24 protein-coding genes are annotated in these 26673 nt (G+C 52.2%); 11 read left to right on the top strand and 13 right to left on the bottom strand.

Annotated features, from left to right (window positions below; all coding sequences use genetic code 11):
• Positions 1 to 3 precede the first annotated feature (3 nt).
• A complete protein-coding gene (locus PMPD1_RS11450) occupies positions 4 to 1185 on the top strand; it encodes a sugar transporter (protein ID WP_173634156.1) in 1182 nt (393 codons plus the stop codon).
• A gap of 33 nt (positions 1186 to 1218) precedes the next feature.
• Here the strand turns inward: PMPD1_RS11450 and zigA are convergent, their stop codons facing one another.
• From zigA to bhsA (PMPD1_RS11465), 3 genes are all read right to left on the bottom strand, one after another.
• Positions 1219 to 2433 carry a zinc metallochaperone GTPase ZigA gene (gene zigA, locus PMPD1_RS11455; protein WP_173634157.1) on the bottom strand — a complete coding sequence of 405 codons (1215 nt, stop codon included), beginning with the start codon at positions 2431 to 2433 and terminating at the stop codon, positions 1219 to 1221.
• A 106-nt stretch (positions 2434 to 2539) separates the two neighbouring features.
• Positions 2540 to 2797 (bottom strand): multiple stress resistance protein BhsA, encoded by a 258-nt coding sequence (bhsA, locus tag PMPD1_RS11460; RefSeq protein ID WP_173634158.1) that lies wholly within the window; start codon positions 2795 to 2797, stop codon positions 2540 to 2542.
• Between the two features lie 45 nt (positions 2798 to 2842).
• Positions 2843 to 3100 (bottom strand): multiple stress resistance protein BhsA, encoded by a 258-nt coding sequence (gene bhsA, locus PMPD1_RS11465; protein ID WP_173634159.1) that lies wholly within the window; start codon positions 3098 to 3100, stop codon positions 2843 to 2845.
• Positions 3101 to 3429: 329 nt separating this feature from the next.
• Here bhsA (PMPD1_RS11465) and PMPD1_RS11470 point away from each other — a divergent pair, with 329 nt between their 5' ends.
• Positions 3430 to 4107, top strand: a complete 678-nt coding sequence (locus PMPD1_RS11470) for a TetR/AcrR family transcriptional regulator (RefSeq protein ID WP_173634160.1) — start codon at positions 3430 to 3432, stop codon at positions 4105 to 4107.
• 47 nt (positions 4108 to 4154) lie between these two features.
• On the opposite strand, the gene PMPD1_RS11475 is transcribed toward PMPD1_RS11470, so the two are convergent.
• On the bottom strand, positions 4155 to 4490 hold the full coding sequence (locus PMPD1_RS11475; protein WP_173634161.1) for a YegP family protein: 336 nt from the start codon (positions 4488 to 4490) through the stop codon (positions 4155 to 4157).
• 162 nt (positions 4491 to 4652) lie between these two features.
• Positions 4653 to 6248 carry an ABC transporter substrate-binding protein gene (locus PMPD1_RS11480; protein ID WP_173634162.1) on the bottom strand — a complete coding sequence of 532 codons (1596 nt, stop codon included), beginning with the start codon at positions 6246 to 6248 and terminating at the stop codon, positions 4653 to 4655.
• A 127-nt stretch (positions 6249 to 6375) separates the two neighbouring features.
• On the opposite strand from PMPD1_RS11480, the gene pepT reads away from it, so the two are divergent.
• On the top strand, positions 6376 to 7602 hold the full coding sequence (pepT, locus tag PMPD1_RS11485; protein WP_173634163.1) for a peptidase T: 1227 nt from the start codon (positions 6376 to 6378) through the stop codon (positions 7600 to 7602).
• Between the two features lie 105 nt (positions 7603 to 7707).
• Here the strand turns inward: pepT and PMPD1_RS11490 are convergent, their stop codons facing one another.
• Both PMPD1_RS11490 and PMPD1_RS11495 read right to left on the bottom strand, forming a co-directional pair.
• Positions 7708 to 8484 (bottom strand): transporter substrate-binding domain-containing protein, encoded by a 777-nt coding sequence (locus tag PMPD1_RS11490; RefSeq protein WP_173634164.1) that lies wholly within the window; start codon positions 8482 to 8484, stop codon positions 7708 to 7710.
• 22 nt (positions 8485 to 8506) lie between these two features.
• Complete coding sequence (locus PMPD1_RS11495; protein WP_173634165.1) at positions 8507 to 9676, bottom strand: methionine aminotransferase; 1170 nt, start codon at positions 9674 to 9676, stop codon at positions 8507 to 8509.
• A gap of 132 nt (positions 9677 to 9808) precedes the next feature.
• On the opposite strand from PMPD1_RS11495, the gene PMPD1_RS11500 reads away from it, so the two are divergent.
• Positions 9809 to 10657, top strand: a complete 849-nt coding sequence (locus tag PMPD1_RS11500; RefSeq protein WP_173634166.1) for a LysR substrate-binding domain-containing protein — start codon at positions 9809 to 9811, stop codon at positions 10655 to 10657.
• On the opposite strand, the gene PMPD1_RS11505 is transcribed toward PMPD1_RS11500, so the two are convergent.
• Positions 10654 to 12321 (bottom strand): methyl-accepting chemotaxis protein, encoded by a 1668-nt coding sequence (locus PMPD1_RS11505; protein ID WP_173634167.1) that lies wholly within the window; start codon positions 12319 to 12321, stop codon positions 10654 to 10656. The two genes, PMPD1_RS11500 and PMPD1_RS11505, sit on opposite strands and share 4 nt — an antisense overlap.
• 234 nt (positions 12322 to 12555) lie before the next feature.
• Between PMPD1_RS11505 and PMPD1_RS11510 the strand changes: the two genes are divergently transcribed.
• Positions 12556 to 12990, top strand: coding sequence for a DoxX family protein (locus PMPD1_RS11510; RefSeq protein WP_173634168.1), 435 nt, complete (start codon positions 12556 to 12558; stop codon positions 12988 to 12990).
• A gap of 44 nt (positions 12991 to 13034) precedes the next feature.
• Here PMPD1_RS11510 and hglS read toward each other — a convergent pair whose 3' ends face one another.
• A complete protein-coding gene (gene hglS, locus PMPD1_RS11515; RefSeq protein ID WP_173634169.1) occupies positions 13035 to 14372 on the bottom strand; it encodes a 2-oxoadipate dioxygenase/decarboxylase HglS in 1338 nt (445 codons plus the stop codon).
• Between the two features lie 325 nt (positions 14373 to 14697).
• Between hglS and PMPD1_RS11520 the strand changes: the two genes are divergently transcribed.
• Positions 14698 to 15621 (top strand): LysR substrate-binding domain-containing protein, encoded by a 924-nt coding sequence (locus tag PMPD1_RS11520; RefSeq protein WP_173634170.1) that lies wholly within the window; start codon positions 14698 to 14700, stop codon positions 15619 to 15621.
• Positions 15622 to 15662: 41 nt separating this feature from the next.
• On the opposite strand, the gene smrA is transcribed toward PMPD1_RS11520, so the two are convergent.
• Together smrA and PMPD1_RS11530 are read right to left on the bottom strand one after the other, a co-directional pair.
• Positions 15663 to 16229 carry a DNA endonuclease SmrA gene (gene smrA / locus PMPD1_RS11525; RefSeq protein ID WP_173636201.1) on the bottom strand — a complete coding sequence of 189 codons (567 nt, stop codon included), beginning with the start codon at positions 16227 to 16229 and terminating at the stop codon, positions 15663 to 15665.
• 112 nt (positions 16230 to 16341) lie between these two features.
• Complete coding sequence (locus PMPD1_RS11530) at positions 16342 to 17295, bottom strand: sugar-binding transcriptional regulator (protein WP_173634171.1); 954 nt, start codon at positions 17293 to 17295, stop codon at positions 16342 to 16344.
• A gap of 180 nt (positions 17296 to 17475) precedes the next feature.
• Between PMPD1_RS11530 and dalD the strand changes: the two genes are divergently transcribed.
• The 5 genes from dalD to uspE all read left to right on the top strand — a co-directional run bounded on the left by dalD (position 17476) and on the right by uspE (position 23672).
• The gene (dalD, locus tag PMPD1_RS11535) at positions 17476 to 18870 is read left to right on the top strand and encodes a D-arabinitol 4-dehydrogenase (protein ID WP_173634172.1); all 1395 of its coding nucleotides are present in this window, start codon (positions 17476 to 17478) and stop codon (positions 18868 to 18870) included.
• Positions 18871 to 18879: 9 nt separating this feature from the next.
• Complete coding sequence (gene xylB, locus PMPD1_RS11540) at positions 18880 to 20343, top strand: xylulokinase (protein ID WP_173634173.1); 1464 nt, start codon at positions 18880 to 18882, stop codon at positions 20341 to 20343.
• Between the two features lie 52 nt (positions 20344 to 20395).
• Positions 20396 to 21688, top strand: a complete 1293-nt coding sequence (locus PMPD1_RS11545; protein WP_173634174.1) for an MFS transporter — start codon at positions 20396 to 20398, stop codon at positions 21686 to 21688.
• Between the two features lie 149 nt (positions 21689 to 21837).
• A complete protein-coding gene (gene fnr, locus PMPD1_RS11550) occupies positions 21838 to 22590 on the top strand; it encodes a fumarate/nitrate reduction transcriptional regulator Fnr (RefSeq protein WP_173634175.1) in 753 nt (250 codons plus the stop codon).
• Between the two features lie 119 nt (positions 22591 to 22709).
• On the top strand, positions 22710 to 23672 hold the full coding sequence (gene uspE, locus PMPD1_RS11555; protein ID WP_173634176.1) for a universal stress protein UspE: 963 nt from the start codon (positions 22710 to 22712) through the stop codon (positions 23670 to 23672).
• Between the two features lie 60 nt (positions 23673 to 23732).
• Here uspE and pntB read toward each other — a convergent pair whose 3' ends face one another.
• Together pntB and pntA are read right to left on the bottom strand one after the other, a co-directional pair.
• Positions 23733 to 25121, bottom strand: coding sequence for a Re/Si-specific NAD(P)(+) transhydrogenase subunit beta (gene pntB, locus PMPD1_RS11560; protein WP_173634177.1), 1389 nt, complete (start codon positions 25119 to 25121; stop codon positions 23733 to 23735).
• A gap of 11 nt (positions 25122 to 25132) precedes the next feature.
• Positions 25133 to 26665, bottom strand: a complete 1533-nt coding sequence (gene pntA, locus PMPD1_RS11565) for a Re/Si-specific NAD(P)(+) transhydrogenase subunit alpha (protein WP_173634178.1) — start codon at positions 26663 to 26665, stop codon at positions 25133 to 25135.
• Between the last annotated feature and the right edge of the window lie 8 nt (positions 26666 to 26673).

Raw genomic sequence — 26673 nt, forward strand, 5'->3', positions numbered from 1 at the left:
GTAATGTCTACCACAACTGTTTCGCGTAAAACCGCATGGCTGCGCGTAGTGTTACTCGCTATAGCCGCCTTTGTCTTTAATACCACCGAATTTGTACCGGTTGGGTTGCTCTCGGATATTGCCGCGTCGTTTTCAATGAAAACTGCGGAAGTCGGCGTGATGTTAACTATCTATGCTTGGGTAGTGGCGCTGATGTCTCTGCCGTTAATGCTGGCGACGCGTCAGGTAGAGCGTCGCCTGCTGCTATCGGCTATTTTTTTGCTGTTCATCGCCAGCCATCTTTTGTCGGTATTTGCCTGGAGTTTTTCATCGCTAGTGATTTCCCGGATTGGGATTGCGCTGGCGCATGCGATTTTTTGGTCAATTACCGCCTCACTGGCAATTCGCGTCGCCCCGGCGGGTAAGAAGACGCAAGCGTTAAGCATGTTGGCGACCGGTACCGCGCTGGCGATGGTATTGGGCGTACCCATTGGTCGTATTATTGGTCAATACCTTGGCTGGCGCATTACCTTCGGCGCGATTGCCCTTTCCGCCTTGGTGCTGATGCTGATGTTAATACGTTTGCTACCTAAGCTCCCAAGCGAGCACAGTGGTTCACTGAGCAGTGTCCCTATGCTGTTCAGACGGCCGCCGCTGGTCGGCCTCTATTTATTGACTATTTTAGTGGTAACCGCGCACTACACGGCTTACAGCTATATCGAACCCTTTATGCAGGTTATCGCCGCACAGGGCAAGAACTTCACCACCTTTCTGTTGCTGATCTTTGGTTCTGCCGGGATTCTGGGGAGCCTCATTTTCAGCCTGCTGGGGAATCGGTTTCCATCCACGCTATTATTAAGCGCGATTGGGTTAATTACCGTCTGCATGGGGCTGTTACTGTTTTCCGCGACCCGACCGGTAACGGTTTCAATATTATGTATTGTCTGGGGAATGGCGATGATGATCATTGGCCTCGCCATGCAAGTACGCGTGTTAACTCTGGCACCCGACGCGACCGATGTTGCTATGTCGCTGCTTTCCGGGATTTACAATATTGGGATTGGTGCCGGCGCGCTGTTGGGTAACCAAGTCAGCTTACATCTGGAAATGGCCGATATTGGCTATATCGGCGCATTAATTGGCGTACTGGGATTAGCCTGGTGCGGGTTTATCTTCCAACGCTATCCGCAATTGCGCAGACACTGATGAAAACCGGTCGGGCCTGCCCGACTTTTGCATTCAGTCAAACCAGCGTGGTACCGGGTCGGGAAAGTTTTGCCATCCTTCCGGCCCGATGAGCAATTCATCATCCGTGAGTAGAGCGGCATCTAACCGTGCTCGCAGCGCATCGGCATCCATTCCAATGCCGATGAAGACCAGTTCCTGCCGCGCATCACCAAATCCATCCACCCACTTTTCCATAATCATTGAGAGTGTTTCGCTGTCTTGCGGCCAGCGATCATGCGGTACACTAGCCCACCACGATCCCGCTAATCCCTGACGCGCTACACCACCGGCTTGCGACCAGTTGCCGGCATATTGGGCACGGCTGGCCAGCCAAAAATACCCTTTTGAACGGATCACGCCGGGCAAATCCGCACTGACAACCTGCCAAAAACGCTGCGGATGAAAGGGACGCCGCGCCTGGAAAACGAAATGTGTGATGCCATATTCTTCCGTTTCAGGCGTATGCTCGCCCCGCAACTCTTGCAACCAACCCGGCGCCTGCGATGCGGCGGTAAAATCAAATAACCCGGTATCCAATACACGATTTAAAGGAACCTGGCCAAACTGCGCTAACTCAATTTTTGCGCGTGGATTGAGGCTATGTAACATTGCGATCAACCTTTCGCGTTCGCTGTCGCTTACCAAATCAATTTTGTTGACCACCAGTACATCGCAAAACTCAATTTGCTCGATCAACAAATCAACCACGGTACGTTCATCCTCTTCACCCAGTGATTCACCGCGCGTCTGTAAACTTTCATTTGAGGCATAATCGCGCAAGAAATTCCACGCATCAACCACCGTGACCATCGTGTCAAGGCGAGCGACATCGCCCAGACTGAGACCATCATCGCCGATAAAGGTGAATGTTTCAGCGACCGGTAAAGGCTCAGAGATGCCGGTTGACTCAATCACCAAATGATCAAATCGCCCCTCTTTTGCCAGCCGATTGACTTCCAGTAAAAGGTCTTCACGTAATGTGCAGCAGATACAACCGTTACTCATCTCAACCAATCTTTCATCGGTACGGGAGAGTTCCGCGCCGCCATCACGTACTAGCGCAGCATCAATATTGACTTCCGACATATCATTGACGATTACCGCGACCCGGCGGTTTTCGCGATTATTAAGAATATGATTAAGCAAGGTTGTTTTGCCCGCGCCAAGAAAGCCGGAAAGGACGGTAACCGGTAGGCGTTGAAAGGTGGGAAGTGAGTTTACGAACATAAAAAAAGCCTCAAATGATGGATTTATTGATATGTTATAACATAACAATAAACCCGATTTGAAGCTTGATCGTGTGCTGGCGGAGAGAGTCCTCCGCCATTGCCGATTAGTTATAGATCACTGCGGTGCCATGCAGGTTGTTGTTGCCAGAGGTCGAAGTGATGCGGTAGGACTTTGCGCCTGCCGCTTCGGCCTTTTCCGCTAACTGGTTTTCCAGTGAGGTTAAGTTGGTGCTCCCGGTCGCGCTAATCACACCGATTTTCTGTTGATCGGCGGGCGCAAAGTTCACTTCCTGAGCAGCGAAACCGGCAAAAGAAACGGTGCTTAACACCAGCGCGGCAACCGCGTATTTAATACTTTTCATGACGATACCCTTAATCTGTAATCAATGCGTGAGTGAGTGTTGAACTTACTGATAAATAACGGCGGTACCGTGCATAACATCCTGACCGGTGGTCGAAGTGATGCGGAATGATTTAGCACCTGCGGCATTCGCTTTAGCGTTCAATTGTGTTTCCAGCGAAGTCAGGTCATGGCCCCCAGTCGCAGAAATCACACCCACTTTTTGTTGCCCTTCTGGTGCGCTATTAACCAAATCAGCGGCAGTTGCGCCAAATGACAGAGTGGAAAATACGATAGCGGCGATAGCAATTTTTGCGTTTTTCATAATGTCTTCTCTCTTAAATTGGGTTATCTGGTTTTCTGCGTCGTTATTTAATTAACGATCGATAGGTAAATGCTAAACCTGTTGCCCTATGGGCGTCAACCCTATTTTATAATGATCGTTAATTTAAAATATAACCTAATGAATAAAAACGATTTAAAGTTAAAAAGGCGGGCTGTTTTTGGCGGCTAAAATGCCCTGCTCTTCACCCGATCGCACAAAAGGTTAAATTGTGACGCACTTCACAAAAGCTGACTCGACATGCAGGCTTGATTATTTTTATAATGATCGGTAATTTATTTTGTTGTGCAGTTGAGGTTAAGCGAGGGCATATGACTATCAATCAGGACGTCTGTGTGAAGAAAGGTCGCGGAAGGCCGAAACTTTTCGATCGTGAAACCGCTCTTGATAAAGCGCTGGAATTATTCTGGGCGCACGGTTATGAAGCGACCTCTATGTCAGATTTAGTGACGGCTACGGGTGCGAAAGCGCCAACGCTGTATGCGGAGTTTGAAAATAAAGAGGGGCTGTTTCGCGCTGTCATGCATCGCTATATTGAGAAGTTTACTGCACAGCGCAACGCGACCTTACGCTGTGAAGAGAGTTGCGTTTCGAAAGGCATTGAAAATTATTTTCGTGCCACCGCCGAGTGTTTTACCGATCGCGATAAACCGGCCGGGTGCTTCTTTATCTGCACCTCTACCGCACTCTCCGCCTCCTCTTCCGAGGTTGCCGATATGCTACGGGCAAAACACCACTCACAGGAAAATTCGCTAGAGACGTTTTTGCAGGAGCGGCAGGTTAAGGGCGAATTGAGCGCCTCGACAGATACACGGGCGCTAGCTAAATATCTTACCTGTGTTTTACAGGGCATGTCAGTTCGCGCACGAGAAGGTTCCACACGCGAAGAGCTGGATGGGATTATTGATACCATGATGCAGTTATGGCCCATGCTGTCGGGCGTTTGCCAAACAACTGCCGCCAGAACGCCACAGTTGGCCGAGTCTTAAGTCACCGATAATAAAGGGCTGGCGCCGGATGCCGGCCCTTTTTGCCCTTACTCCGTCAGGTCGACAACGTCTGCGGTTGGCCCATTCTTAACCACCGACGCAATGCCTTTATCTCGCGCTTGTACCGAGCTATACATCTCGCTTTGGCCAATCACCTGATGGTTTGCCGCTTTAAGCGTAAAATACGGCGCACCATTTTTGGCGGTAAGATGTTCGTAATTCTTCTCATCTCCGGCGTTTTTCTTCACGGACTCAATACCGTTCTGGCAACCCGATTTACTGACGTAACCTTCCCCGGACAATATGACTTCACCGTTACCGGCCTTCAACCGAAAATAATATTGCCCGTTTTTACCACTGAATATTTCGTATTTCGCACTCATTTACTTGCTCCTGCCAAGAGGCTTTGCAAAAAAGATTGAGAAATAAAGCCAATTAAGTGTTGAAGCTAACCCGCGGAACGTCAATAAACCTGACGGCAGAAAAGGAAAAAATGCGAAGCGTGCGGCGAAATGGCCCTTTCCGGAAAGAAAGGGCCGGAGCGATTACTGTTTAATATCAACCTGATAAAAAATGTGTTTTCCAAACGGGTCGACTTCATAACCCGTGACCGATTTTCGTACCGGCTCAAAAATAGTGGAATGCGCAATCATCACCGCCGGTGCCTGATCATGCATGATTTGTTGCGCCTGCTGGTACAGGGCCACCCGTTTGGCATGGTCCTGCTCAGCGCGAGCCGCAACAATTAATTTCTCAAATGGCTGATAGCACCATTTTGATGAATTGGAGCCGCCATTCGCCGAGGTACAACTGTATAGCGGGCCGAAAAAGTTATCCGGATCGCCGGTCGCCGTGGTCCACCCCATCAAGGCGGCCTGATGCTCTCCCTCTTTGAGCCGCTTAAGATATTCACCCCATTCATAGCTGACAATATTGGCTTTTATCCCCACCTTGGCCCAATCCGCCTGGATCATCTCTGCCATACGGCGGGCATTTGGATTATAAGGCCGCTGAACCGGCATCGCCCACAGGTCAATCGTGGTACCCGGTTTGATACCGGCCTCCTGCAACAGCGCCCGCGCTTTTTCCGGATCATAATCATAATCTTTTAATTTTTCATCCGCGCTCCAAACGCCCGGCGGTAATATATTTTTCGCTACCGTGCCGGTGCCCTGAAACACCGCCGCGACAATCGCCGGTTTATTGATCGCCATCGTCAGCGCCTGGCGAACTTTCACATTATCCAACGGCGCTTTTTGCGTATTAAAAGAGAGAAATCCCGTGTTTAGCCCGGCTTTTTGCATCAACGTAATATCTTTATTTTCTCGCATCCGTTTCAGGTCGGCCGGATTAGGAAACGGCATCACCTGACACTCATTTTTCTCAAGCTTAGCGTAACGAACCGAGGCATCTGGCGTTATGGAGAACACGATACGATCAAGCTTTGCTTTACCCTGCCAGTAATCCGGAAAGGCCCGGTACAGAATGCGCGAATCTTTCTGGTACTGCACCAGCTCAAACGGGCCAGTGCCGATTGGGTTCATATCGACCTTTTCCGGCGTCCCGGCTTTCAACATCGCATCGGCGTATTCGGCGGAATGAATCGATGCAAAATACCAACCGAGGTCGGCGAGGAAAGGCGCTTCCGCATGCGATAACGTAAAGCGGACGGTATGCTCATCCACCTTCTCAATGCGTTTAATTAGCGTGCCGAATTCCAGGCTATCAAAATTGGTGTAGGTGCCATTTGAAACATTGTGATAGGGATTTTTTTCGTCTTTCTGCCGCATAAAGGAAAAAATCACATCATCGGCATTAAACTCACGCGTGGGTTTAAAAAGCTTATTGCTTTGGAATTTCACCCCTTTGCGCAGATGGAAAGTATATACGGTGCCATCCGGGCTAATCTCCCAACTCTCCGCCAGGCTTGGTACTAATTCGGTAGTACCTGGTTTAAAATCAACCAGACGGTTGAAAACCGGCACTGCGCTGGCATCAACGCTGGTGCCAGCCGTGTAGAGTTGTGGGTTAAAATTTTCTGGCGATCCTTCCGAACAAAACACCAGCGTTTTTGCCGATACTGTGGTGGTCAGCGCTAGTGTGATTGCCGCCAGGGCAAATCGTGTAACCGATTTTTTCATTTCCGTCCTCGCTTTTTATTGACTTCCACCCATGGTGATAAGTAAAACAAATTAACATCTGTTTAATAAATAACATGATTTAGCACCACACAGAACATCTCATTGCATCAAGTAAAAAGGAAGCGTTATGACACAAGCACTGGCAAATCAGCTCACCTCTCGTTTTTATCGCTATCTTGCGGTAAGCAGCCAGAGCGATGCCGCGGCAAGCGTGTTGCCCAGTACGCCGGAACAACATCAAATGGCCCAGCTACTGGCAGATGAACTGCGCACGCTTGGGTTGCAGTCAATCGTCATTGACGAATTCGCCACGGTGACGGCGGTTAAACCCGGCAACTGTCCAGATGCGCCGCGTATCGGCTTCATTACCCATATTGATACCGTCGACGTTGGCCTTTCGCCGCATATTCATCCGCAAACGCTGCGCTTTGAAGGAAAGGATTTGTGTCTTAATCCACAACAGGATATTTGGCTACGTGTGAATGAACACCCGGAAATTCTCGCCTATCATGGGCAAGAGATTATTTTTAGTGACGGTACTAGCGTACTTGGCGCGGACAATAAAGCGGCGGTAACGGTGGTGATGACGTTAATGGAAAATCTTTCCGGCGCGCATGGCGATATTGTGGTGGCATTCGTACCCGATGAAGAAATTGGCCTGCGCGGTGCTAAAGCGCTGGATTTGGCGACGCGGTTTAACGTCGATTTCGCCTATACCATTGACTGCTGTGAACTGGGGGAAGTGGTCTATGAGAACTTTAACGCCGCCGGGGCGGAAATTCGGTTTACCGGCGTAACGGCGCATCCAATGTCAGCGAAAAACGTTTTAGTAAATCCGTTATTGATGGCCCATGACTTTATTAGTGAATTTGACCGTCTGCAAACGCCAGAACATACCGAAGGACGTGAGGGATATATTTGGTTTAACGATCTCAACGCTAATGCTAATGAGGCGCGTCTGAAGGTATCCATTCGCGATTTTGATAGGGATGGTTTTGAGCAACGCAAGCAGTTAATTAACCAGGCCGCAGAAAAGATTGCCGCGTATTATCCTGGTGGCAGCGTGACCTGCACAATTAACGATATTTATAGCAACATCAGTAACGCAATTGGAGAAGATCGACGTGCTATCGATCTGATTTTTACCGCGTTGCGCGAGTTAGATATTGAAGCGAAAGTGATCCCAATGCGTGGCGGTACTGATGGTGCGGCACTTTCCGCTAAGGGATTATTAACGCCTAATTTTTTCACCGGCGCGCATAATTTCCATTCAAGGTTTGAGTTCTTGCCTATCCCTTCGTTTGTGAAGTCATATCAGGTAGCGGAGAAATTGTGTCTGTTAGCGGCGAAATAGCCGCTTCCGATAACAGGACAGAGCGGCATGAATGCCGTATTGTCATTCCCATCAGATCGCTCAGTCGACCTGATGGGAACAACCTGTATCGCCAACCTACTCTGCTTATTTCACACTCACATCAATACCTGGAAAGAACGTCTTCGCCAGCCGCGTGACCGTCCCATCCTGCTGTACCTTGGTCACTGCCGCATCCAGCTCGCTTTTCAGCTTGCTATCGCCTTTACGCAGCCCGAAACCAATCCCCGACCCCAGAATTTTGTCATCTTCTACCGGCTTGCCAATAAAGGCGAAGCCCTTCCCTTGCGGCTTATCTAAAAAGCCCGATTGCCCGGCAGCAGACATCACCAACGTGCCATCAAGCCGACCGGCAACCATATCGTTATACACTTGGTTTTGATCTTGATAGGAGGTCACCGTTACGCCATTTGGCTCCCAATGTTGCTTAGCGTAAGTCTCCTGAATCGATCCTTGCAGCACCCCAATATTTTTGCCCTTCAGCCCGGCTACCGTTGGCTGTAAACCGGCCCCGGCTCTCCCTACCAACATACTGGGGATCCGGTAAATCGGCTTGGTGAAATCAATGCTTTTCTCTCTTGCGTCGGTAATATTCATCGCCGAGTTAATTGCATCAAATTTCTTTGCCGCCAGCGCCGGGATTAAGGCATCAAAACTGCTTTCTACCCAGCGACACTGAAAATTACCCGCCTTACAAATGGCTTTACCCAGCTCAATATCAAACCCCTCTAAATCGCCATGCGCATTGCGGCTTTCAAATGGAGGATATTGAGATTCCAGACCATAACGCAGCGTCTCCTGCGCGGCAGCGGAAAGTGAAGAGAACAATCCAGCGGCAATTAATAAAGCATGTAGTTTTTTCATCAATTTCCCCTTAGGTAGAAAATTAGCGTGCCTTCACCCGGCACAACGCCTGAGCGCCGGCTTGCAGAGTGGCATCATCTTTGGCAAAAGAGAGACGGATTAATTTATTGTCGGTACCGTCGGTATAAAACGCGGAAAGTGGAATCGTCGCCACGCCATAATCTACGATCAATCTTTTGACCATTTCACTATCCGGTTCATCACTGAAATGACCGTAACTGGCTAACATAAAAAACGAACCGGCCGCCGGCAACAACCGAAACGGTGACTCGCGTAACGCTTCAACCAATCGGTCACGTTTTTGTTGGTAAAAGGCGCCCAGCGACAGATAGTGTTCCGCATGGCGCAAGTAGTCTGCCAAGGCCACTTGCATCGGCGTATCGGCGGAAAACATCATAAACTGATGCACTTTCACCACTTCGGTCATCAGTTCGGCTGGCGCCAGACAATAGCCTACGCGCCAACCGGTAACGTGGAACGTTTTGCCAAACGAAGAAACAATCACACTGCGCTGCGCCAACTCAGGATGCGTCGCCATACCGTGATGCTTACGCTCATCGAATAAAATATGCTCATACACTTCATCCGAGAGCACCACAATATCAGTATTGCGTAGTATGGCCGCCAGTTGGTCGAGATCTTCCGCGCTTAACACCTGTGAACTGGGGTTATGCGGCGTATTAATGATCAGCATCCGCGTGCGCGGTGTAATGGCCGCCCGCACCTGCTGCCAATCAATAGTGAATTGCGGCGCCTGCAACTTTAGCCCGACGGGTGTAGCCCCCTGTAAACGCACTACCGGCGCATAACTGTCGAATGCCGGTTCGAAAAAGATCACTTCATCGCCGGGATGCACCAGCCCGGCAATTGCCGAGTAGATGGCTTCGCTGGCACTGGCGGCAATTAAAATCTCGCTCGCCACATCGTAAGTTTGCCGATATAAAGTCGCTACTTTCTCAGCCACCGCTTCTTTCAGCGCGGGTAGACCGGTCATTGGCGCATATTGATTATGCCCTTGTTGCATGGCGCGCGTAACGCCGTTCACCAGCGCCGGGTCGCAGGGAAAGTTCGGCGCGCCTTGCGATAAGTTAATCGCGTTATGCTGCGCGGAAAGCTGGCCGATTACGCTAAAAATCGTGGTGCCGACGTCGGGGAGTTTCGAGCGGTGCGCAACCGCGGAAGTGAGTGCCATAAAAACGCCATCCTTCAATCTGCATAACCAAGTAAAATGAGTAGATTTCTATTCAACGCACTGTGACTTGAGCCGACAAGCGATATGTTGTCATAATAGCCATGCATAAAACTCATAGCTCGAAGGGTGATCATGACGCAACGCGCACTGCCTCTTAATGCGATCCACGCTTTTCTGGTAACCGCCAAACACCTAAACCTCACGCATGCGGCGCAGGAGCTCTGCATCACTCAAGGCGCGGTGAGCCGGAAAATTTCCGCGTTGGAAAACTGGCTGGGGTTCGCTTTATTTGACCGTCATGCTCGCGGTCTATGGCTCACGCCGCAGGGAGCGGACCTGTTGCCGGAGCTAAATCATGCATTCGAACGGATGAATACCACGCTGGAAAATGCCAGCCGTCGCCCACGGGCAATCCGCTTACGCGCCCCCACCTGCGCGATGCGCTGGCTGGTACCCAAACTGGTGGCCTTCGAGCAGCGGTATCCTGATATTCAGGTAGCCCTCACTACCACGCTCGATCACGGTACACAGTTGGAAAATTATGATGCGGCGATTGTTTACGGCGCACCGCAAGAGCGTGGCACCACGCTATTTGCTGAAGCATTAACGCCGGTATTAGCAAGCGACCTGCTCACACCGCAACCCCAGACAGTAGATGATCTTACGGGCCTGACTTTTTTGCACCCGACCGCAGATAATAGCGATTGGAGGCTGTGGCTTGATGCACAACAGATTAGGTTGCCGCTGGCGCGTAACCAACATTTCGCCACCATGGATTTAGCCATTAGCGCAGCAATTCAGGGGTTTGGCGTGACAATTGCCGATGTCACGCTAATACAGTCCGACCTGGCGAGCAGGCGTCTGATTGCGCCGTTTGCCGCCAGTGTGAATACCGGCGCGGTATACAGTTGGCTACAGCGTGAAGAGAAAACCATGCCGACAGGCCTCGCAGCGCTGGCGGCATGGCTGTGCCAGGTTTAGAACGCCACCCACTCATCGCCAGAGGCGGCGGCTTTTCGCACCGGCTCCCGGCCTGATGGGGATAACACCGGTCGTAGCGGCGGATTTTTCACGGCTTTCACCGTTGATTCCTGCGATAAACGGAATTTCGCAACTGAGCGTTGCAACTCTTCCGTTTGTCGCTCCAGTGCGCTGGCCGCCGCCGAGACTTGTTCTACCAATGAGGCGTTCTGCTGCGTGACGCTGTCCATTTCAGACACTGCGGTACCGACTTGCGCAATGCCTTTACTCTGTTCTTCCGACGCTGCCGCGATATGCTTCATGATCTCAGTCACATCGGTAACCGCTTTCAAAATCTCGCTCATGGTACTACCGGCTTCGTTAACCAGTCGCGAACCCTCGTTCACACGTTGTACCGAATCATTGATCAGCGTCTCAATCTCTTTTGCCGCTCCGGCGCTACGTTGAGCAAGGTTACGAACTTCGCTTGCCACCACCGCAAAACCACGCCCCTGTTCACCGGCCCGCGCGGCTTCTACCGCGGCGTTTAACGCCAGAATATTAGTTTGGAAAGCGATGCTATTAATCACGCTGGTAATTTCGGCAATTTTCTTCGAACTACCGGCAATTCCGCTCATGGTATGAACCACGTCATCCACTAATTTTCCGCCTTTATCGGCAGTAATAGAGGCATTGTCGGCCAGTAAACTGGCTTCACGCGCGTTATCAGCATTGAGTTTCACCGTCGCGGTAAGCTGCTCCATACTGGCGGCGGTCTGTTCTAAGGCGGCAGCTTGCTCTTCAGTACGCGAGGAGAGATCGTTATTACCGCTGGAGATCTCCGCCGCGCCGCGCCAAATATTCTCGGTACCGCTACGGATAGCGCTGACGGCTTCACGCAGGCTATCTTGCATCGCACTGAGTAATGGCCCCAGGCGTCCGACTTCATTTTTCCCGCTAAGCAATATCGGCTGACTTAAATCGCCGTCGGCGATCAAACTAAACTGCTGGCGCACCTGCTGTAGCGGACGAACTAAGATCACCTGTAAATAGCGGGTAATTAACAGCAGTAATAGCACGCCGATGGCAATCGACAGGCAAATGACCACCCGGGTAATTTGCGCTTTCATGCTGACAGTATTACTGGTTTGCTCAAGCCGGGAACTGGCTGTCGCATTAAATTCATCTATCGATTTTCCAAAAGCCCGGCTCAATGGCGGCGTAACGGTATTGGCTATCTGGCGGAATTGATCATAGTGACCTGCTTTTGCCGCAGCCATCATCGGTAAAATGCCGTTATCAAACAGCACCTGCCAGTTGGCGATAACCTGCTGCGGTAAGGCACTCCCCAGTGGTCCCGGCGCTTGCTGTTTAAAGTTCTGCAATTGTGTCAGTGACTTATCCAATGCTTCTTGCGCCAGCGTCAAATCGCCTGCCGCAGAAGTGTCGCCCGCCTGTAATTTACCCACCAAACGGGTAAGCCGCGTTGAGGTACGAAAATACTGATCATTACCGCTATTGACTGCATTAATTTGTGCCATCAAATGGCGGCTCATCTGATTCGCCGCGCTAACCTGGTTTAGAGAGTAAATCGCAAACGCGCCAACCGCAGCCCACAGTAGGCAAAATAGCCCTAACATGGCCAGCAGCGTTGTGCGTATTGAAAAATGTTTAAAAAGATTCATAACGGCTCCATCATCCATTGTGTGCCCGACGTTCTGATAGCGTACGGTTGCAAAGGATTTATCGGCCAGATGAGGGAAAGACATTAATCCTTCACCGCACTTTATTTTTTAGCTTTAATGGTAACTTGATTGCAGCGCGTAATTTACTGAATAACTTCATCAATGAAATTGAGTGTTATCCGCTACGCGTTTTTCTTACAGTGACAATTACTCTCCTTTTTTCAGGAAGCGATTATGCTCAGTGCGATTAATAATGGATTTGCGCGGCTTACCGATCATCCCGATTTCGGCAAGCTGGTGTTACGTCTGACATTTGGTATTTTATTGCTGTTCCATGGCGCGGCGAAAATTGAACATGGCGTGGGCTGGATAGCCAGGTTACTGACCGCGCACGGGTTTCCCACGTTTATTGCCTGGGGTGCCTACATTGGCGAAGTGGTGGCGCCAGCGATGATTATCATTGGCCTGCTGACGCGGCCTGCGGCGTTTATTATTGCGGTTAATCTTGCGGTCGCCACGCTGTTGGTGAAAACCGGTGCCATCTGGTCGCGTACCGATGTCGGAGCCTGGGCGCTGGAAACCGAAGCGCTCTACTTCTTCGGCGGCCTGGTGATTATGTTTTTGGGCGCCGGCAAATATACTCTGATTCGTAACCCACGTTTGCAATAACGCCGGATTAAAAAAGGGCCGCATCATCAACGGCCCTTGCTTATCTACGCTAAACCACAGCGCGCCAAACTGGCTTTTTCACGCGCGGCATATAACGCGATTTCATCCTCAACCGCAGTGCCTAAAGCGGCTTCAAATGCCGCGCGGCTTGCCTGCCCTTGCGTCCGCGCCGTTTGCTCACCGCCAAGGTTGGACTGAAAAATTCCGGCGGCGCTTACCGGCAGAAAATCTTCATAAATAATCGGCGTCGCACGCAATAACCCCTGCTCAATTAACCGCTCTGGATCGCTGTCTGCCGCGATGAACGCCGCCTTCCCTTTCTCGGTGAGATGGTAATCAAACCAGGCCAGCTTTTCACGCCGCAGGCTGGTTTCGTCATCCGGGAACGCAGCAAAAACCGCCGAGAGATGTTGCTGATGTTGTTGGTTATCTGTCCCGCTGCCTGCCTGAGCCAGTAACCGGTCATACAGCGCTCTGCCTTTATGCGTTAGCGCAATTCCGCGCTGCTCAATTTCACCAAAGCGCGCGGTGTGCGTTCCGGACAAGCTATCACGAAAATGTACCGGCTCATCCAGTGCTTTAAAACTGGTTTGGCGCAGCAAAATAGGCACGTTACGCCGCGGCGGCCCTTCAATGATCGCCTTCGGGGTAATGCCATGCTGCGGCATCAGTGACTGAACCCGGTCAATATCCAGCGTGCGCGGCGTTAAATGGTTAATGTGGCAGCCGGGGAAGCAAACTACATCGGCAATTAAGCGATGTTGCTGATGCAATGCTTGATAAGTCGCGCTGTCGACGGTGGTCTGTTGATGCCAGCGGAAAGTTTCCAACGCTTCCTGAACAAACTCGGTGGCTTGCGCGGCGTTAAACCCCTGCTGTTGCTGATGGAGCGCCACCAATGCCCGACAACGCGGCGTGAAAATATCCCGTTCGGCCAATATTGCGGCGGCTTTTTCTCGCAATGCTGCATCATCAATCAACTCCAGGCGCAATAACGAGGTAAACAGGCGAAACGGATTTCGGCGCAGCGCAGACGCCTCAATCGGGCGAAACGCCGTGGAGTGAACCGGCACGCCTGCCTGCGACAAATCGTAATAACCAACCGGATACATGCCCATAATCGCGAAAACCTGCCGTAACATGGCCAGTTCCGCAGCGGTTCCTACGCGGATCGCACCATGACGCTCAACCCCCAACCGCGCCAGCTCATCCGCATCGCGCAGACGTTGTTCAAACGACGGGTCGTCATGCAACACTTGTTGATTGACCGTGGTAACCAGCGACATCAGCGTGCCATATTGCGGCACTTCCTGTTGATACATCGCCGACATCGCCTGAGAGAAGGCTTCCCGGATGCTGTCCGCACTCACCTGCGTTTCCATTGTGTCGCCCTTTGTGATGAATTTGTTGCAAATGTAGAGGATTGCGCAGGCGGCAGGAAAAATTATGCCGATTTTGTGATCGGACACGAGAAAGCACCGTAACGTTGTTCGTACCAAATAGTTTACATCGCCGTGCCGCATACATAGGCGTGCGATATTCCAGAAACAAAAGTTATGGTCACGCTGTTTACCATTACCTCTGACGGCTGAAAAGGCGATGAATTTTTATGCTACGGCGATAAATGTTAAATAAATTTTGCAATAAAGTTAACAGAATCAAATCGCACTACTTGCACAGATTGACCGGAGATCCCTACCTTGTGGCATGGACAAAAATTACGTTTTTAATCAGCGCATTCGTCTGCGCCATCTACATACATTTGTCGCGGTTGCACAGCAAGGTACGCTGGGACGCGCGGCGGAAACGCTCAGCCTGAGCCAACCTGCGTTATCCAAAACGCTGAATGAGCTGGAAGAGTTAGCCGGAACGCGACTGTTTGAACGCGGGCGGCTTGGCGCGCAGTTAACCACCATGGGTGAACAGTTTCTGACCCACGCGGTAAAGGTTTTGGATGCGCTGAACCATGCCGGGCAGTCATTTAGCGCGCCGGGCACCGATAGCCCGGTTGTGATTCGGCTGGGTGCATTGACCACCGCGGCAATGGGGATGCTGCCGCAGATACTTGATCGTTTTCATCAACAGCAGCCGCAAACCACGGTACAAGTGGCCACGCTGCATAATAATGTGCTGATTGCCGGCCTGAAAGCCGGTGAATTTGATATTGGCATTGGTCGCATGGCTGACGCTGAGATGATGACCGGCCTGACTTATGAACTGTTGTTTCTTGAATCTCTGCGTCTGGTGGTTCGCCCGCAACATCCGTTACTAAACGACAATGTGACCTTATCGAAGGCGCTGCAATGGCCGGTGGTGATTTCGCCCGAAGGCACCGCGCCGCGCCGCATTGCCCAGGCCATGATGGCAGAACAAGGTTGTTCATTACCTACCCGTTGCGTAGAAACCTCATCCACCTCGCTCGCACGCCAACTCACGCAGCGTTATGACTATGTGTGGTTTGTTCCTTCCGGCGCGATTAAAGAAGATTTACTGCATCATTCGCTGGCGGCGCTACCGGTTGCCTCCCACGGCCCAGGCGAACCGGTGGGGATCATTACCCGTTCCGATAGCCAGCTTTGCCTCAGCGCGGAAGTTTTACTGGCGACGATTCGTAAGTGCCATTCGGGGTAAATGCCACGCTAAAAACGCCGTCGCTATGGCTGGCGGCGGATTTAGCGGCTACGTTTCGCATGGCGTTCACGGTTATCCAGACGCGCCTGCTCGGTTTTACGCATTCCGACATACAACGCCCCGCTGCCGCCATGCTGTGGTTGTGCGACACAAAAGGTTTGTACATCGTCAAACTGCCGCAGCCAACGATCCAGATAGCTGCGTACAATATTGGCATGCGCTTCGTCGCTACGCCCTTTACCGTGAATAATCAGCAAATTACGAAAGTTTTCTTTTCGTGCCTGTAGCATGAAAGCAAACAGCGCCTGGCGGCAACTTTCAACCGGTTGACGCAGCAAATTAAGGCTGGCATCAAGGCTATATTTCCCCTGCCGTAATTTATCCAACACCCCTTGCTGGATCCCCTCGGCCTTATATTCTAACGGCGTCGCCAGCGGAATGACCTCAAGGAAGCCGCGAATCAGGAAGTTTTCTGCCGCCTCTTCCGCAGGCCGGGAGCGCGGCATTTTAGTCGGGGTTGGTTTCAGCCAGTGGGTGTTTGCGCAATTTTTAAGCGGCGTGACATCTTCCATGGCATCGCGAAAGAGTGATTTATCGTCAAAGCTCATTGTCATTACTCTCGCCTGGTTACCGGTGCCCGATGGCACCCAAAAATCATCATACTGATGAGTGTGCCTAACCTGGTTTAGCAAAACTCCGCTACGACATCCAGCCGATTTACTATGCTGAGGCCAGCGCCGCTATCGCACTCTCTTCATCGGTGACCAACCCTTTGATCCAGCCCCCTTTCAAGGCAGCGGTAATCGCGCGGTGTTTCTCTTTGCCGCCGCTAAAGGCGATGATATTGCGCCGCTCATTTTGCGGCGTAATGTTTACGCTGGTCAAACGGCTATCCAGTTCACTGGGTACACGTTCCCCCTGTGCGCCGATAAAATGCCCCAACATTTCCCCCACCACCTGCTGCGCTTTCAGCTCTTCCACCTGCTGGTTGGTGATAAACCCATCTACGTTAAGCGGGCAACCTTTATCGACATGCCCGACGCCAAGAAACATGACATCGGCTTGCGCGGCCTTCTCAGTCACGGTGCGGTAAATACGATGATTGCACCATAAAGCGCGGTCATCCGCGCTATCCGCATAGAGCGGCGCGGGCAGGATAAAGTAACGCCCTTGCGTTTTTTCCGCCATCCACAGCGGCACATCATAACGGGTACAGGAACCATCGCTGGCTATCGCCCCGATTAGCGAAACACAACTGTGTTGCGGGCGATCAAATTCCGGCAGTTCGTCAATTGTAGCGCGTAGCGTGCGCCCCGAGCCCACCGCAATAATTTGCGGGTCGGTTTGCTTCAGCGTTTGCGCCATCACTTCTGCGCCAGCAACCGCGATCATGGCATGAATAGCGGCGCTATCCAGACCGACCGACGGCACCACCTGGCAAATCGACAAGCCGAAGCGTGTTTTGAGTTGCTCAGCCAGCGTCATACACTCCGCGACCGGATGACTGATATTGACGCTCACCAGTCCTTGCTCGGTCGCCAACGCAACCAACCTTTGCGCCACCTGGCGCGAAACGCCAAGTTTGTCGGCAATATCATGCTGCGTCTCACCCGCGACGTAGTACATCCAGGCGGCGCGTGCGGCCTGGTCCAGCTTTTTATTGTGCTTACTCATGGTGCTATCCGTTCTATTCAGCCTGATACAGTTTAATCCGAATATTTGCCCTCCAGATGGGCAAATATCATATTTTGTGATCTGACGCGCAGACGAAGGCGATGATTTTGCTCAGGCTTATCGCAACTTAAAGCATAAGCCCAACTAAAGGGCAATTGCTCAAATTATCAGGAGACAGCCATGAACCACTCAACCGCTAATGTCTGGATGCATATTGGCGCCGGATCATTCCATCGCGCTCACCAAGCCTGGTATCTGCATCGTCTACTTCAACAAGGTGATGATCGCTGGCATATCGCGCTGGGTAATATCCGCGATGATGCGCGCACATTGTTGGATAACCTTACTGCGCAAAAGGGTGAATATACGCTGGAAACCGTCACGCCGGAAGGTACACGGCGTTACGAGAAAATCACCTCGATAAAAACTATCTTACCGTGGGATCCGCAGCTCAGCGCTCTGATTGACCAAGGCTGTGACCCGGCCACCAAAGTTATTGCTTTTACCGTGACCGAAGGCGGCTATTACCTTGATACTAATCATCAACTCGACCCACACCACGCGGATATTCAGGCCGATCTCAGCGGCGATGCGCGCACGTTATATGGCGCGTTGACCCGTATCCTGAAAGCGCGCATGGCGCAGCATGGCGAACCGCTAACCTTATTAAACTGCGATAATTTGCGCCATAACGGCGAACGTTTCCGCGCCGGTTTTCTCACTTTCCTCGCGCTGCGCGGCGAACCGGCGCTCTTGGAGTGGGTAAAAAATCACACTACCTCGCCCAATACCATGGTCGATCGTATCACGCCGCGTCCCAGTGCCGATATTGCCCCGCGCGTGTTGGCGGAAACCGGTTTTAACGACCGTGCGCCGGTGATGGGCGAAGCCTTTATACAGTGGGTAATAGAAGATGATTTTGCCGCTGGTCGTCCGGCACTGGAAAATGTCGGCGTCGAACTGGTCGCGTCGGTACTACCATGGGAAGAGGCCAAAATACGGATTCTGAATGCCAGCCACAGTTGTATTGCCTGGGCCGGTACGCTAATTGGGCAAACATGGATCGATGAAAGTACCCGCACGCCCGCCATTAAAGAGATGGCGTGGGAATATATCACCCAGGATGTGATCCCTTCGCTGACGCCGAGCCCGTTAGATCTGGAAGCTTATCGCGACGTGGTTTTGGCGCGCTTCTCCAATCCGTATATTCAAGACACTAACCAACGTGTTGCCGCCGATGGTTTGTCAAAGATCCCCGGTTTTATTACCCCGACCCTGATTGAGTGCTATCAACGTGGCGCCACGCCACGCGCCACCGCGGTAATCCCGGCGCTGTTTTATTTATTCTTGCAACGCTGGCACCACGGCAGCCTGCCTTATAGCTGGCAGGACGGCATGCTGGATGCCGACGCGCTGCATAGGCTACTCGGCGCTGAAGATGCGCTGGCACGCTTCGCTGCTGATACGTCGCTATTCGGGCCACTCGCGCAAGACGCCGAGTTCGCTGCTTTGTTGCAAGAAACGGTCGCGCGCCTGGCGCAGTGGGCACAACAGCCGCTGCCGGTGAGTGAGTAAGGAGCGATCATGTTTCTGGGTATTGATGCCGGGACATCGGAAATTAAAGCGCTGGTCATTGATGGTGAGGGAGAAATTATTGCCAGCGCGGGCGCGATGTTAAGCGTACAGCGCCCTCACCCGTTATGGTCTGAACAGGATCCCGCCCAGTGGTGGCAAGCAACGCAACAGGTTATCCATGCGTTGCGGCACCAGGTCGGCGCGCTGTGGCCGGAAATTCGCGCCATTGGTCTTTCCGGGCAAATGCATGGCGCAGTATTGCTGGATAGGGATAACGCCGTGTTGCGCCCCTGCATTTTATGGAACGACACGCGCAGCGCCGCCGAATGTGAACAGCTCACCGCCAACGTCCCCGAATTACATGCCGTGACCGGTAACCTGGCGATGCCAGGTTTTACCGCGCCTAAACTCCTGTGGGTTGCGCACCACGAGCCGGAAATTTTTGAGCGTATCGCCACCGTCCTTCTACCGAAGGATTATCTCCGGTGGCTGATGAGCGGTGAAATGATCGGCGATATGTCGGACGCCGCCGGAACGCTCTGGCTGGATGTTGCACGACGCGATTGGTCAGACAGCCTGCTCAACGCCTGCGGTTTAAGCCGAGAGCAAATGCCGCGCCTGGTGGAAGGATCGCAGCCGGCTGGCAAGCTGCGGGCGGAAATTGCCCGGCAGTGGGGATTAAGCGAACAGGTGGTTATCGCCGGTGGCGGTGGCGATAACGCTGCCAGCGCGGTGGGTATCGGCGCGGTTAATCCCGGCGATGCGTTTATTTCCCTCGGTACCTCAGGCGTGTTATTCGCCGTCAACGATCGATTCCGCCCTAATCCACACTCGGCGGTACACGCCTTTTGCCATGCCTTACCAGACTGTTGGCATCAAATGAGTGTGATGTTGTCTGCCGCCAGCAGCCTGCGCTGGCTGTGTGAGTTGCTGGGTACCACCGAAACCGCGCTAATGGCTGAGGTTGCGAGCTTAAGCCATGTGGAACAGCGCCGTGCGCCGCTGTTCTTGCCCTATCTTTCCGGCGAACGCACGCCGCACAACGATCCCCATGCTTGCGGCGCATTCCACGGCCTCACGCATGCCTCCAACCGGGCAGCGCTAGCGTATGCGGTACTAGAAGGCGTGAGTTTCGGCCTTGCCGATGGATTGAACGTGTTAAGTGAGGCTGGCACGCAGCTTGATTGCTGCTCGCTGATTGGCGGCGGCGCCCGTAGCCCCTGGTGGGCGCAGCTACTGGCGGATGTATTGAATTTGCCGGTGGTCACCCATCGCGGTGGCGAAGCAGGCGGAGCATTAGGCGCTGCTCGTCTCGGGTGGCTGGCGGTGGGCGGCGATGTGCAAACCGTGTGCCGAAAACCGGCGGTGCTGCATCGTTATCTACCCGATGCCGCGCGCCACCAACAATTACAGCCGCGCCTGCGACAATTCCGTCAACTTTATCAACAGCAGCGCGAATTACGTCACCGTTAACTTTTCGTGGGCGCCTGGTCGCCCATTCCGATTAAGGATAGAGGATAGTGTTATGCAATCAGATAAAAACTGGTTCGGCCTGCCCAAATCGTTATTTTGGGGTTATGTAGCAGTCGCCATTTTTATGAGTGGCGATGGCTTTGAAATGGCATTTTTATCAAAACATATTACCGACCTGGGTTTCTCTCCGGCTGAATCCGCGCTGGTGTTCACCTTGTATGGCGGCGCGGCGGCACTGGCAGCCTGGAGTTCTGGCGTGGTGGCAGAAATTATCACGCCGCAACGCGCAATGCGCATCGGTTTTTTGCTATGGGTTAGCATGCACATCCTGTTTCTGACCATGGGACTGGGTATGAAAAACTATCCGCTGATGTTGCTGTTTTACGGCATTCGCGGTTTGGCTTACCCACTGTTTATTTACTCGTTTGTGATGTTGGTGGTGCAAACCGTTCCGAAACATCAACTCTCTTCGGCGATGGGCTGGTTCTGGGCAATGTACTCGATCGGCATTGGCTGTATTGGCAGCTATTTACCCAGCTTTACCATTCCGTTCATGGGCGAAACCGGCACGCTGTGGTTTGCTATCGCCTGGGTCGTCGCCGGGGGATTAATGGCGATGTTGCTACTACGCAAGGTCGGCCAACCGAGTGAGAAAGCCCATCTCTCAACGCGCGAAAAAATGACTGAACTGTCACGCGCGGTCACCATTCTGTTCACCAACCGCAACATTTTTCTTGCCTGCCTGATCCGTATCATTAATACACTCTCGCTGTTTGGTTTTGCGGTGATTATGCCAATGCTATTTGTGGGTCGCCTGGGTTTCACCATGTCGGAATGGCTGCAAATCTGGGCAGTATTCTTCTTTGTCACCATTTTCACCAACGTCATGTGGGGCATTCTCGGCGAATACATTGGCTGGATCCGTCAGGTACGGTGGTTTGGTTGCCTGGGCTGCGCCCTCTCAAGCCTGGCATTTTATTATTTACCGGTTACCTTCGGTCATAACTATTGGGTCGCGATGATCCCGGCAGTGATGTTGGGTATTACGGTGGCAGCGTTTGTTCCCATGACCGCCGTCTTTCCGGTACTGGAGCCGAAGCATAAAGGGGCTGCCATCTCTATCTATAATCTCTCCGCAGGTCTGAGTAACTTTCTCGCGCCCGCCATTGCCTCAATGGTGCTGCCGTTCTTTGATATTAAGGGCGTGGTCTGGACCTATACTGCGCTTTACCTGTTCGCTGGCGTACTCACGCTGATTATCCGGGTAGAACAACCTGCTCGGGTAACGCAAAAAAGCCAGACGAAGCGCTGGACATCTGTTGCAACAGCAAACAATAAATCTTAGCAATAAGAAAAATAAGATTTTTCATAGGGATGTGGCTATAATCGCCACATCCCTAATCTTTATGTGCCTAAACCTGCCTGGATGAGTTTCATTCTTAAACAAAAAAATGTTAAAATTGACCTCAGTCAATTATGGTCTGAGCGTGCATTATGATCCCGGAAAAGCGAACTATTCGACGCATTCAATCTGGCGGTTGTGCAATTCACTGTCAGGATTGCAGTATCAGTCAGCTTTGTATTCCTTTCACCCTGAACGAACATGAGTTGGATCAGTTAGACAACATCATCGAGCGTAAGAAGCCGATTCAGAAGGGGCAAACGCTATTCAAAGCCGGTGATGAACTGAAATCGCTGTATGCGATTCGTTCCGGGACAATTAAGAGCTATACCATTACTGAACAGGGCGATGAGCAGATTACTGGCTTCCACCTTGCCGGTGATTTGGTTGGTTTTGACGCCATCGGTAGCGCACATCATCCTAGCTTCGCCCAAGCGTTGGAAACCGCCATGGTGTGTGAAATCCCGTTTGAGACGCTTGACGATTTGTCAGGTAAGATGCCGGCGCTGCGCCAGCAAATGATGCGCTTGATGAGCGGCGAGATTAAAGGCGACCAGGATATGATTCTGTTGTTGTCGAAAAAGAACGCCGAAGAACGTCTGGCGGCCTTTATCTGGAACCTGTCGCGCCGTTTTGGTCAGCGTGGTTTTTCACAGCGTGAGTTCCGCCTGACAATGACCCGTGGTGATATTGGTAATTATCTTGGTCTGACGGTGGAAACCATCAGCCGGTTACTGGGGCGCTTCCAGAAAAGCGGGATGCTGGCAGTAAAAGGTAAATATATCACTATTGAAGATCACCAGGTCCTTTCCGACCTTGCCGGGCAGAGTCGCGGCGCAGCCTGACAAATTGCCGGGTCAATTTTTGTTATTTTATTGATCCGGCAACAACTTTTTCGCTTCTTCCTGAACCGCTAATGGGCTATCTTTAAACCTGACACGCTCTGGTGTAAGGAGAACCCGTTATGGTTAAGTATCAAAACGTTCTTGTTGCGATCGATCCCCAACAGGATGACCAACCGGCTTTACGTCGTGCCGTTTATCTCAATCAACGGATTGGCGGTAAGATCAAAGCCTTCCTGCCTATTTATGATTTCTCCTATGAAATGACCACCCTGCTCTCGCCGGATGAGCGCACGACTATGCGTAAAGGCGTGATCAGCCAGCGCACCGAGTGGATTCGCGAACAGGCGCACGCCTATCTGGAAGCAGGCGTTGAGATTGAGATTAAGGTTATCTGGCACAATCGCCCTTATGAAGCCATCATTCAGGAAGTGTTGGCGGAAAAGCACGATTTAGTCCTCAAAATGACCCATCAACACGATCGGCTGGAAGCGGTTATTTTTACACCCACTGACTGGCATCTGCTGCGCAAATGTCCTTGTCCGGTGTGGATGGTGAAAGATCAACCGTGGCCGGAAGGCGGTAAAGCGGTGGTCGCGGTTAACCTTGCCAGTGAAGAGCCGCACCATGATGAGCTCAATCAAAAACTGATTCGAGAAACCACCGAACTGGCGGAGATGGTCAACCATACCGAAGTTCACCTTGTCGGCGCCTATCCGATTACGCCAATTAATATCGCCATCGAATTGCCTGATTTTGATCCCAGCGTCTATAACGATGCCATTCGCGGCCAGCACCTGGTGGCGATGAAAGCGCTGCGTCAAAAATTTGGCATAGATGAGAAATTCACTCATGTCGACAAGGGGTTGCCTGAAGAGGTCATTCCCGATCTGGCGGAACATCTGGATGCCGGGATTGTGGTGTTGGGCACCATTGGCCGCACCGGGCTTTCCGCCGCGTTTCTCGGTAACACTGCTGAACAAGTTATCGACCATTTACGTTGTGACTTGCTGGTCATCAAACCTGACGGTTTTATCTCGCCGATTGAACTGGATGAAGATGAAGAAGAGGATGATGATGAATAACACAGGCGGCATTACTGCCGCCTTTCCTACGTCCAGGGGCGACCAATGTCGCCCCTGATTTTATAGCGCTTTTAATATCGCTTCCACGCTGGCTTTCGCGTCGCCGAACAGCATTTGCGTATTCTCTTTAAAGAATAAAGGGTTTTGTACCCCCGCATAGCCCGTGTTCATCGAACGTTTAAACACCACCACATTTTGCGCTTTCCACACTTCCAGTACCGGCATACCGGCAATCGGACTGCGTGGATCCTCTTGTGCGGCCGGGTTGACGGTATCATTCGCGCCAATCACCAGCACCGTATCGGTGTCGGCAAAATCCTCGTTGATCTCATCCATCTCCAGCACCACGTCATACGGGACTTTCGCCTCCGCCAACAGCACGTTCATATGGCCCGGTAAACGCCCGGCAACCGGATGAATACCAAAACGCACTTTGATACCGCGCGCGCGTAATTTTTCGGTAATTTCCGCAACCGGATACTGCGCCTGCGCCACCGCCATACCATAGCCAGGCGTGATAATCACCGAGTTGGAGGCTTTCAGCATTTCTGCCGTGTCCTCAGCGGTAATTTCACGATGTTCCCCCACTTCCTCGTCTTCTGAGGAAGAAACGCCATCGGTCCCGAAGCCACCGGCAATCACGCTGATAAAGGAACGATTCATCGCTTTACACATAATGTACGACAGGATCGCCCCTGACGAACCGACCAACGCGCCAGTCACAATTAACAGATCGTTGCTGAGCATAAAACCGGCGGCAGCAGCGGCCCAACCGGAGTAGGAGTTCAGCATAGAAACCACTACCGGCATATCCGCGCCGCCAATCGATGCCACCAAGTGCCAGCCAAACGCCAACGCAATCAGGGTCATAATCAGCAGTGCGAAAACCTGTGCGCCAACGCTGTCAGTGCGTACAAAAATCAGCAGCAAGATAAAAGAAACCACCAACGCCAGCAGGTTCAGTTTGTGGCGATGCGGCAACATCAGCGGACGAGAGGAAATTTTGCCGCGTAATTTGCCAAACGCCACGATCGAACCGGTAAAGGTTACCGCACCGATAAAGATGCCGAGGAATACCTCCGTCAGATGGATGTTCTCCATCACCGGCAGCATACCGGGCGCGTGGTCAATATAACTATTGAACCCAACCAGCACCGCCGCCAAGCCTACAAAGCTATGCAGTACCGCCACCAATTCCGGCATTTCGGTCATTTCGACTTTTTTTGCCAGATAAATCCCGATGGCGCCGCCGATAACCATTGCCAGCAGCAGCCAGCCAATCAACCCGCTTTGCGGCCCGAAAATGGTGGCGATGAGCGCAATCGCCATCCCGGTCATGCCAAAAATATTACCCTGCTTTGAGGTCTCATGCTTTGAGAGGCCGGCAAGGCTGAAGATAAAAAGAATTGCCGCAACAATATATGCCGCAGTCACTAATCCGCCAGACATCCTGTTACCCCTCAGTTCTTACGAAACATTTTCAGCATGCGCTGAGTCACGGTGAAGCCACCGAAGATATTGATGCTGGCGATCAGCACCGCAACGAAGGCGAAAAAGGTGACCCATCCGCCATGGGCGATTTGCAGTACCGCGCCGACCACAATGATGCCTGAAATGGCGTTAGTGACCGACATTAATGGGGTATGCAGTGCATGGCTTACGTTCCACACCACGTAGTATCCCACCACGCAGGAGAGCGCAAACACCGTAAAGTGAGAGAGAAAATCCGGCGGCGCGACATTTGCCAGGCAGGCAAACAACACTATCGCCAGCGCAAACAACGCATATTTACGCCACGGTGAGACGGTTTTTTCCGCGACCGCAGGCGCAGTTTTCACTTCAGCTTGCGCGGCTTTCGGCGCGGCGGAAACCTGAATCGGCGGCGCGGGCCAGGTAATTTCGCCGTCGCGCACCACAGTCACACCACGGATCACCACATCGTCAAAATCAACGACGATCTCACCGTTTTTCTCTTTACACAGCAGTTTCAGCAGGTTAACCAGATTAGTGCCGTACAGTTGTGAGGATTGTGTCGGTAAACGACTCGGCAAATCGGTATACCCGATGATCTTGACGCCATTTTCGGTTGTGGTAACGGTATCTGCCACCGTCAGTTCGCAGTTACCACCGGTTTGCGCCGCCAGGTCAACAATCACGCTGCCCGGCTTCATCGCCGCCACCATTTCACGAGTGATCAGCTTCGGTGCCGGTTTACCCGGAATTAACGCCGTGGTGACGATAATGTCGACTTCTTGCGCCTGCGCGGCGAACAATGCCATCTCGGCTTTAATAAAGGCTTCCGACATGACTTTCGCGTAGCCGTCGCCGCTACCGGCTTCTTCCTCGAAATCCAGCTCAAGGAACTCGGCGCCCATACTTTGCACCTGCTCCTTCACTTCCGGACGCGTATCAAATGCCCGCACAATCGCACCAAGGCTACCGGCAGCGCCAATCGCCGCCAACCCAGCCACACCTGCGCCGATCACCATCACTTTCGCCGGCGGAACCTTCCCTGCCGCCGTAATCTGGCCGGTGAAGAAACGGCCAAACTCATGCGCCGCTTCAACAATAGCCCGGTAACCGGCAATGTTTGCCATCGAACTCAGCGCATCCAGCGACTGCGCGCGCGAAATACGCGGTACCGCATCCATCGACATTACGCTAACCTTACGCGCCGCCAGTTTTTCCATCAGTTGCGGGTTTTGCGCTGGCCAGATAAAGCTAATTAGAGTGCTTCCTTCACGCATTAAAGCGATTTCGTCGTTACCCGGCGCGTTAACCTTCAGCACAATATCGGCTTGCCAGATAGCGGCTGCATCTGTAATTGTCGCGCCCGCCTCAACAAACGCGGCATCCTCAAAACTGGCCCGTTTCCCCGCCCCGCTCTCAACAGCGACGCGAAACCCGAGTTTTAGTAGCTGTTCGACGGTTTTTGGCGTCGCTGCCACGCGAGACTCATTGGGAAACCGCTCTTTCGGTACTCCAATCAACATAATATTCC

Origin of the sequence: Paramixta manurensis, assembly GCF_013285385.1 — a bacterium.
Lineage (GTDB): Bacteria > Pseudomonadota > Gammaproteobacteria > Enterobacterales > Enterobacteriaceae > Paramixta > Paramixta manurensis.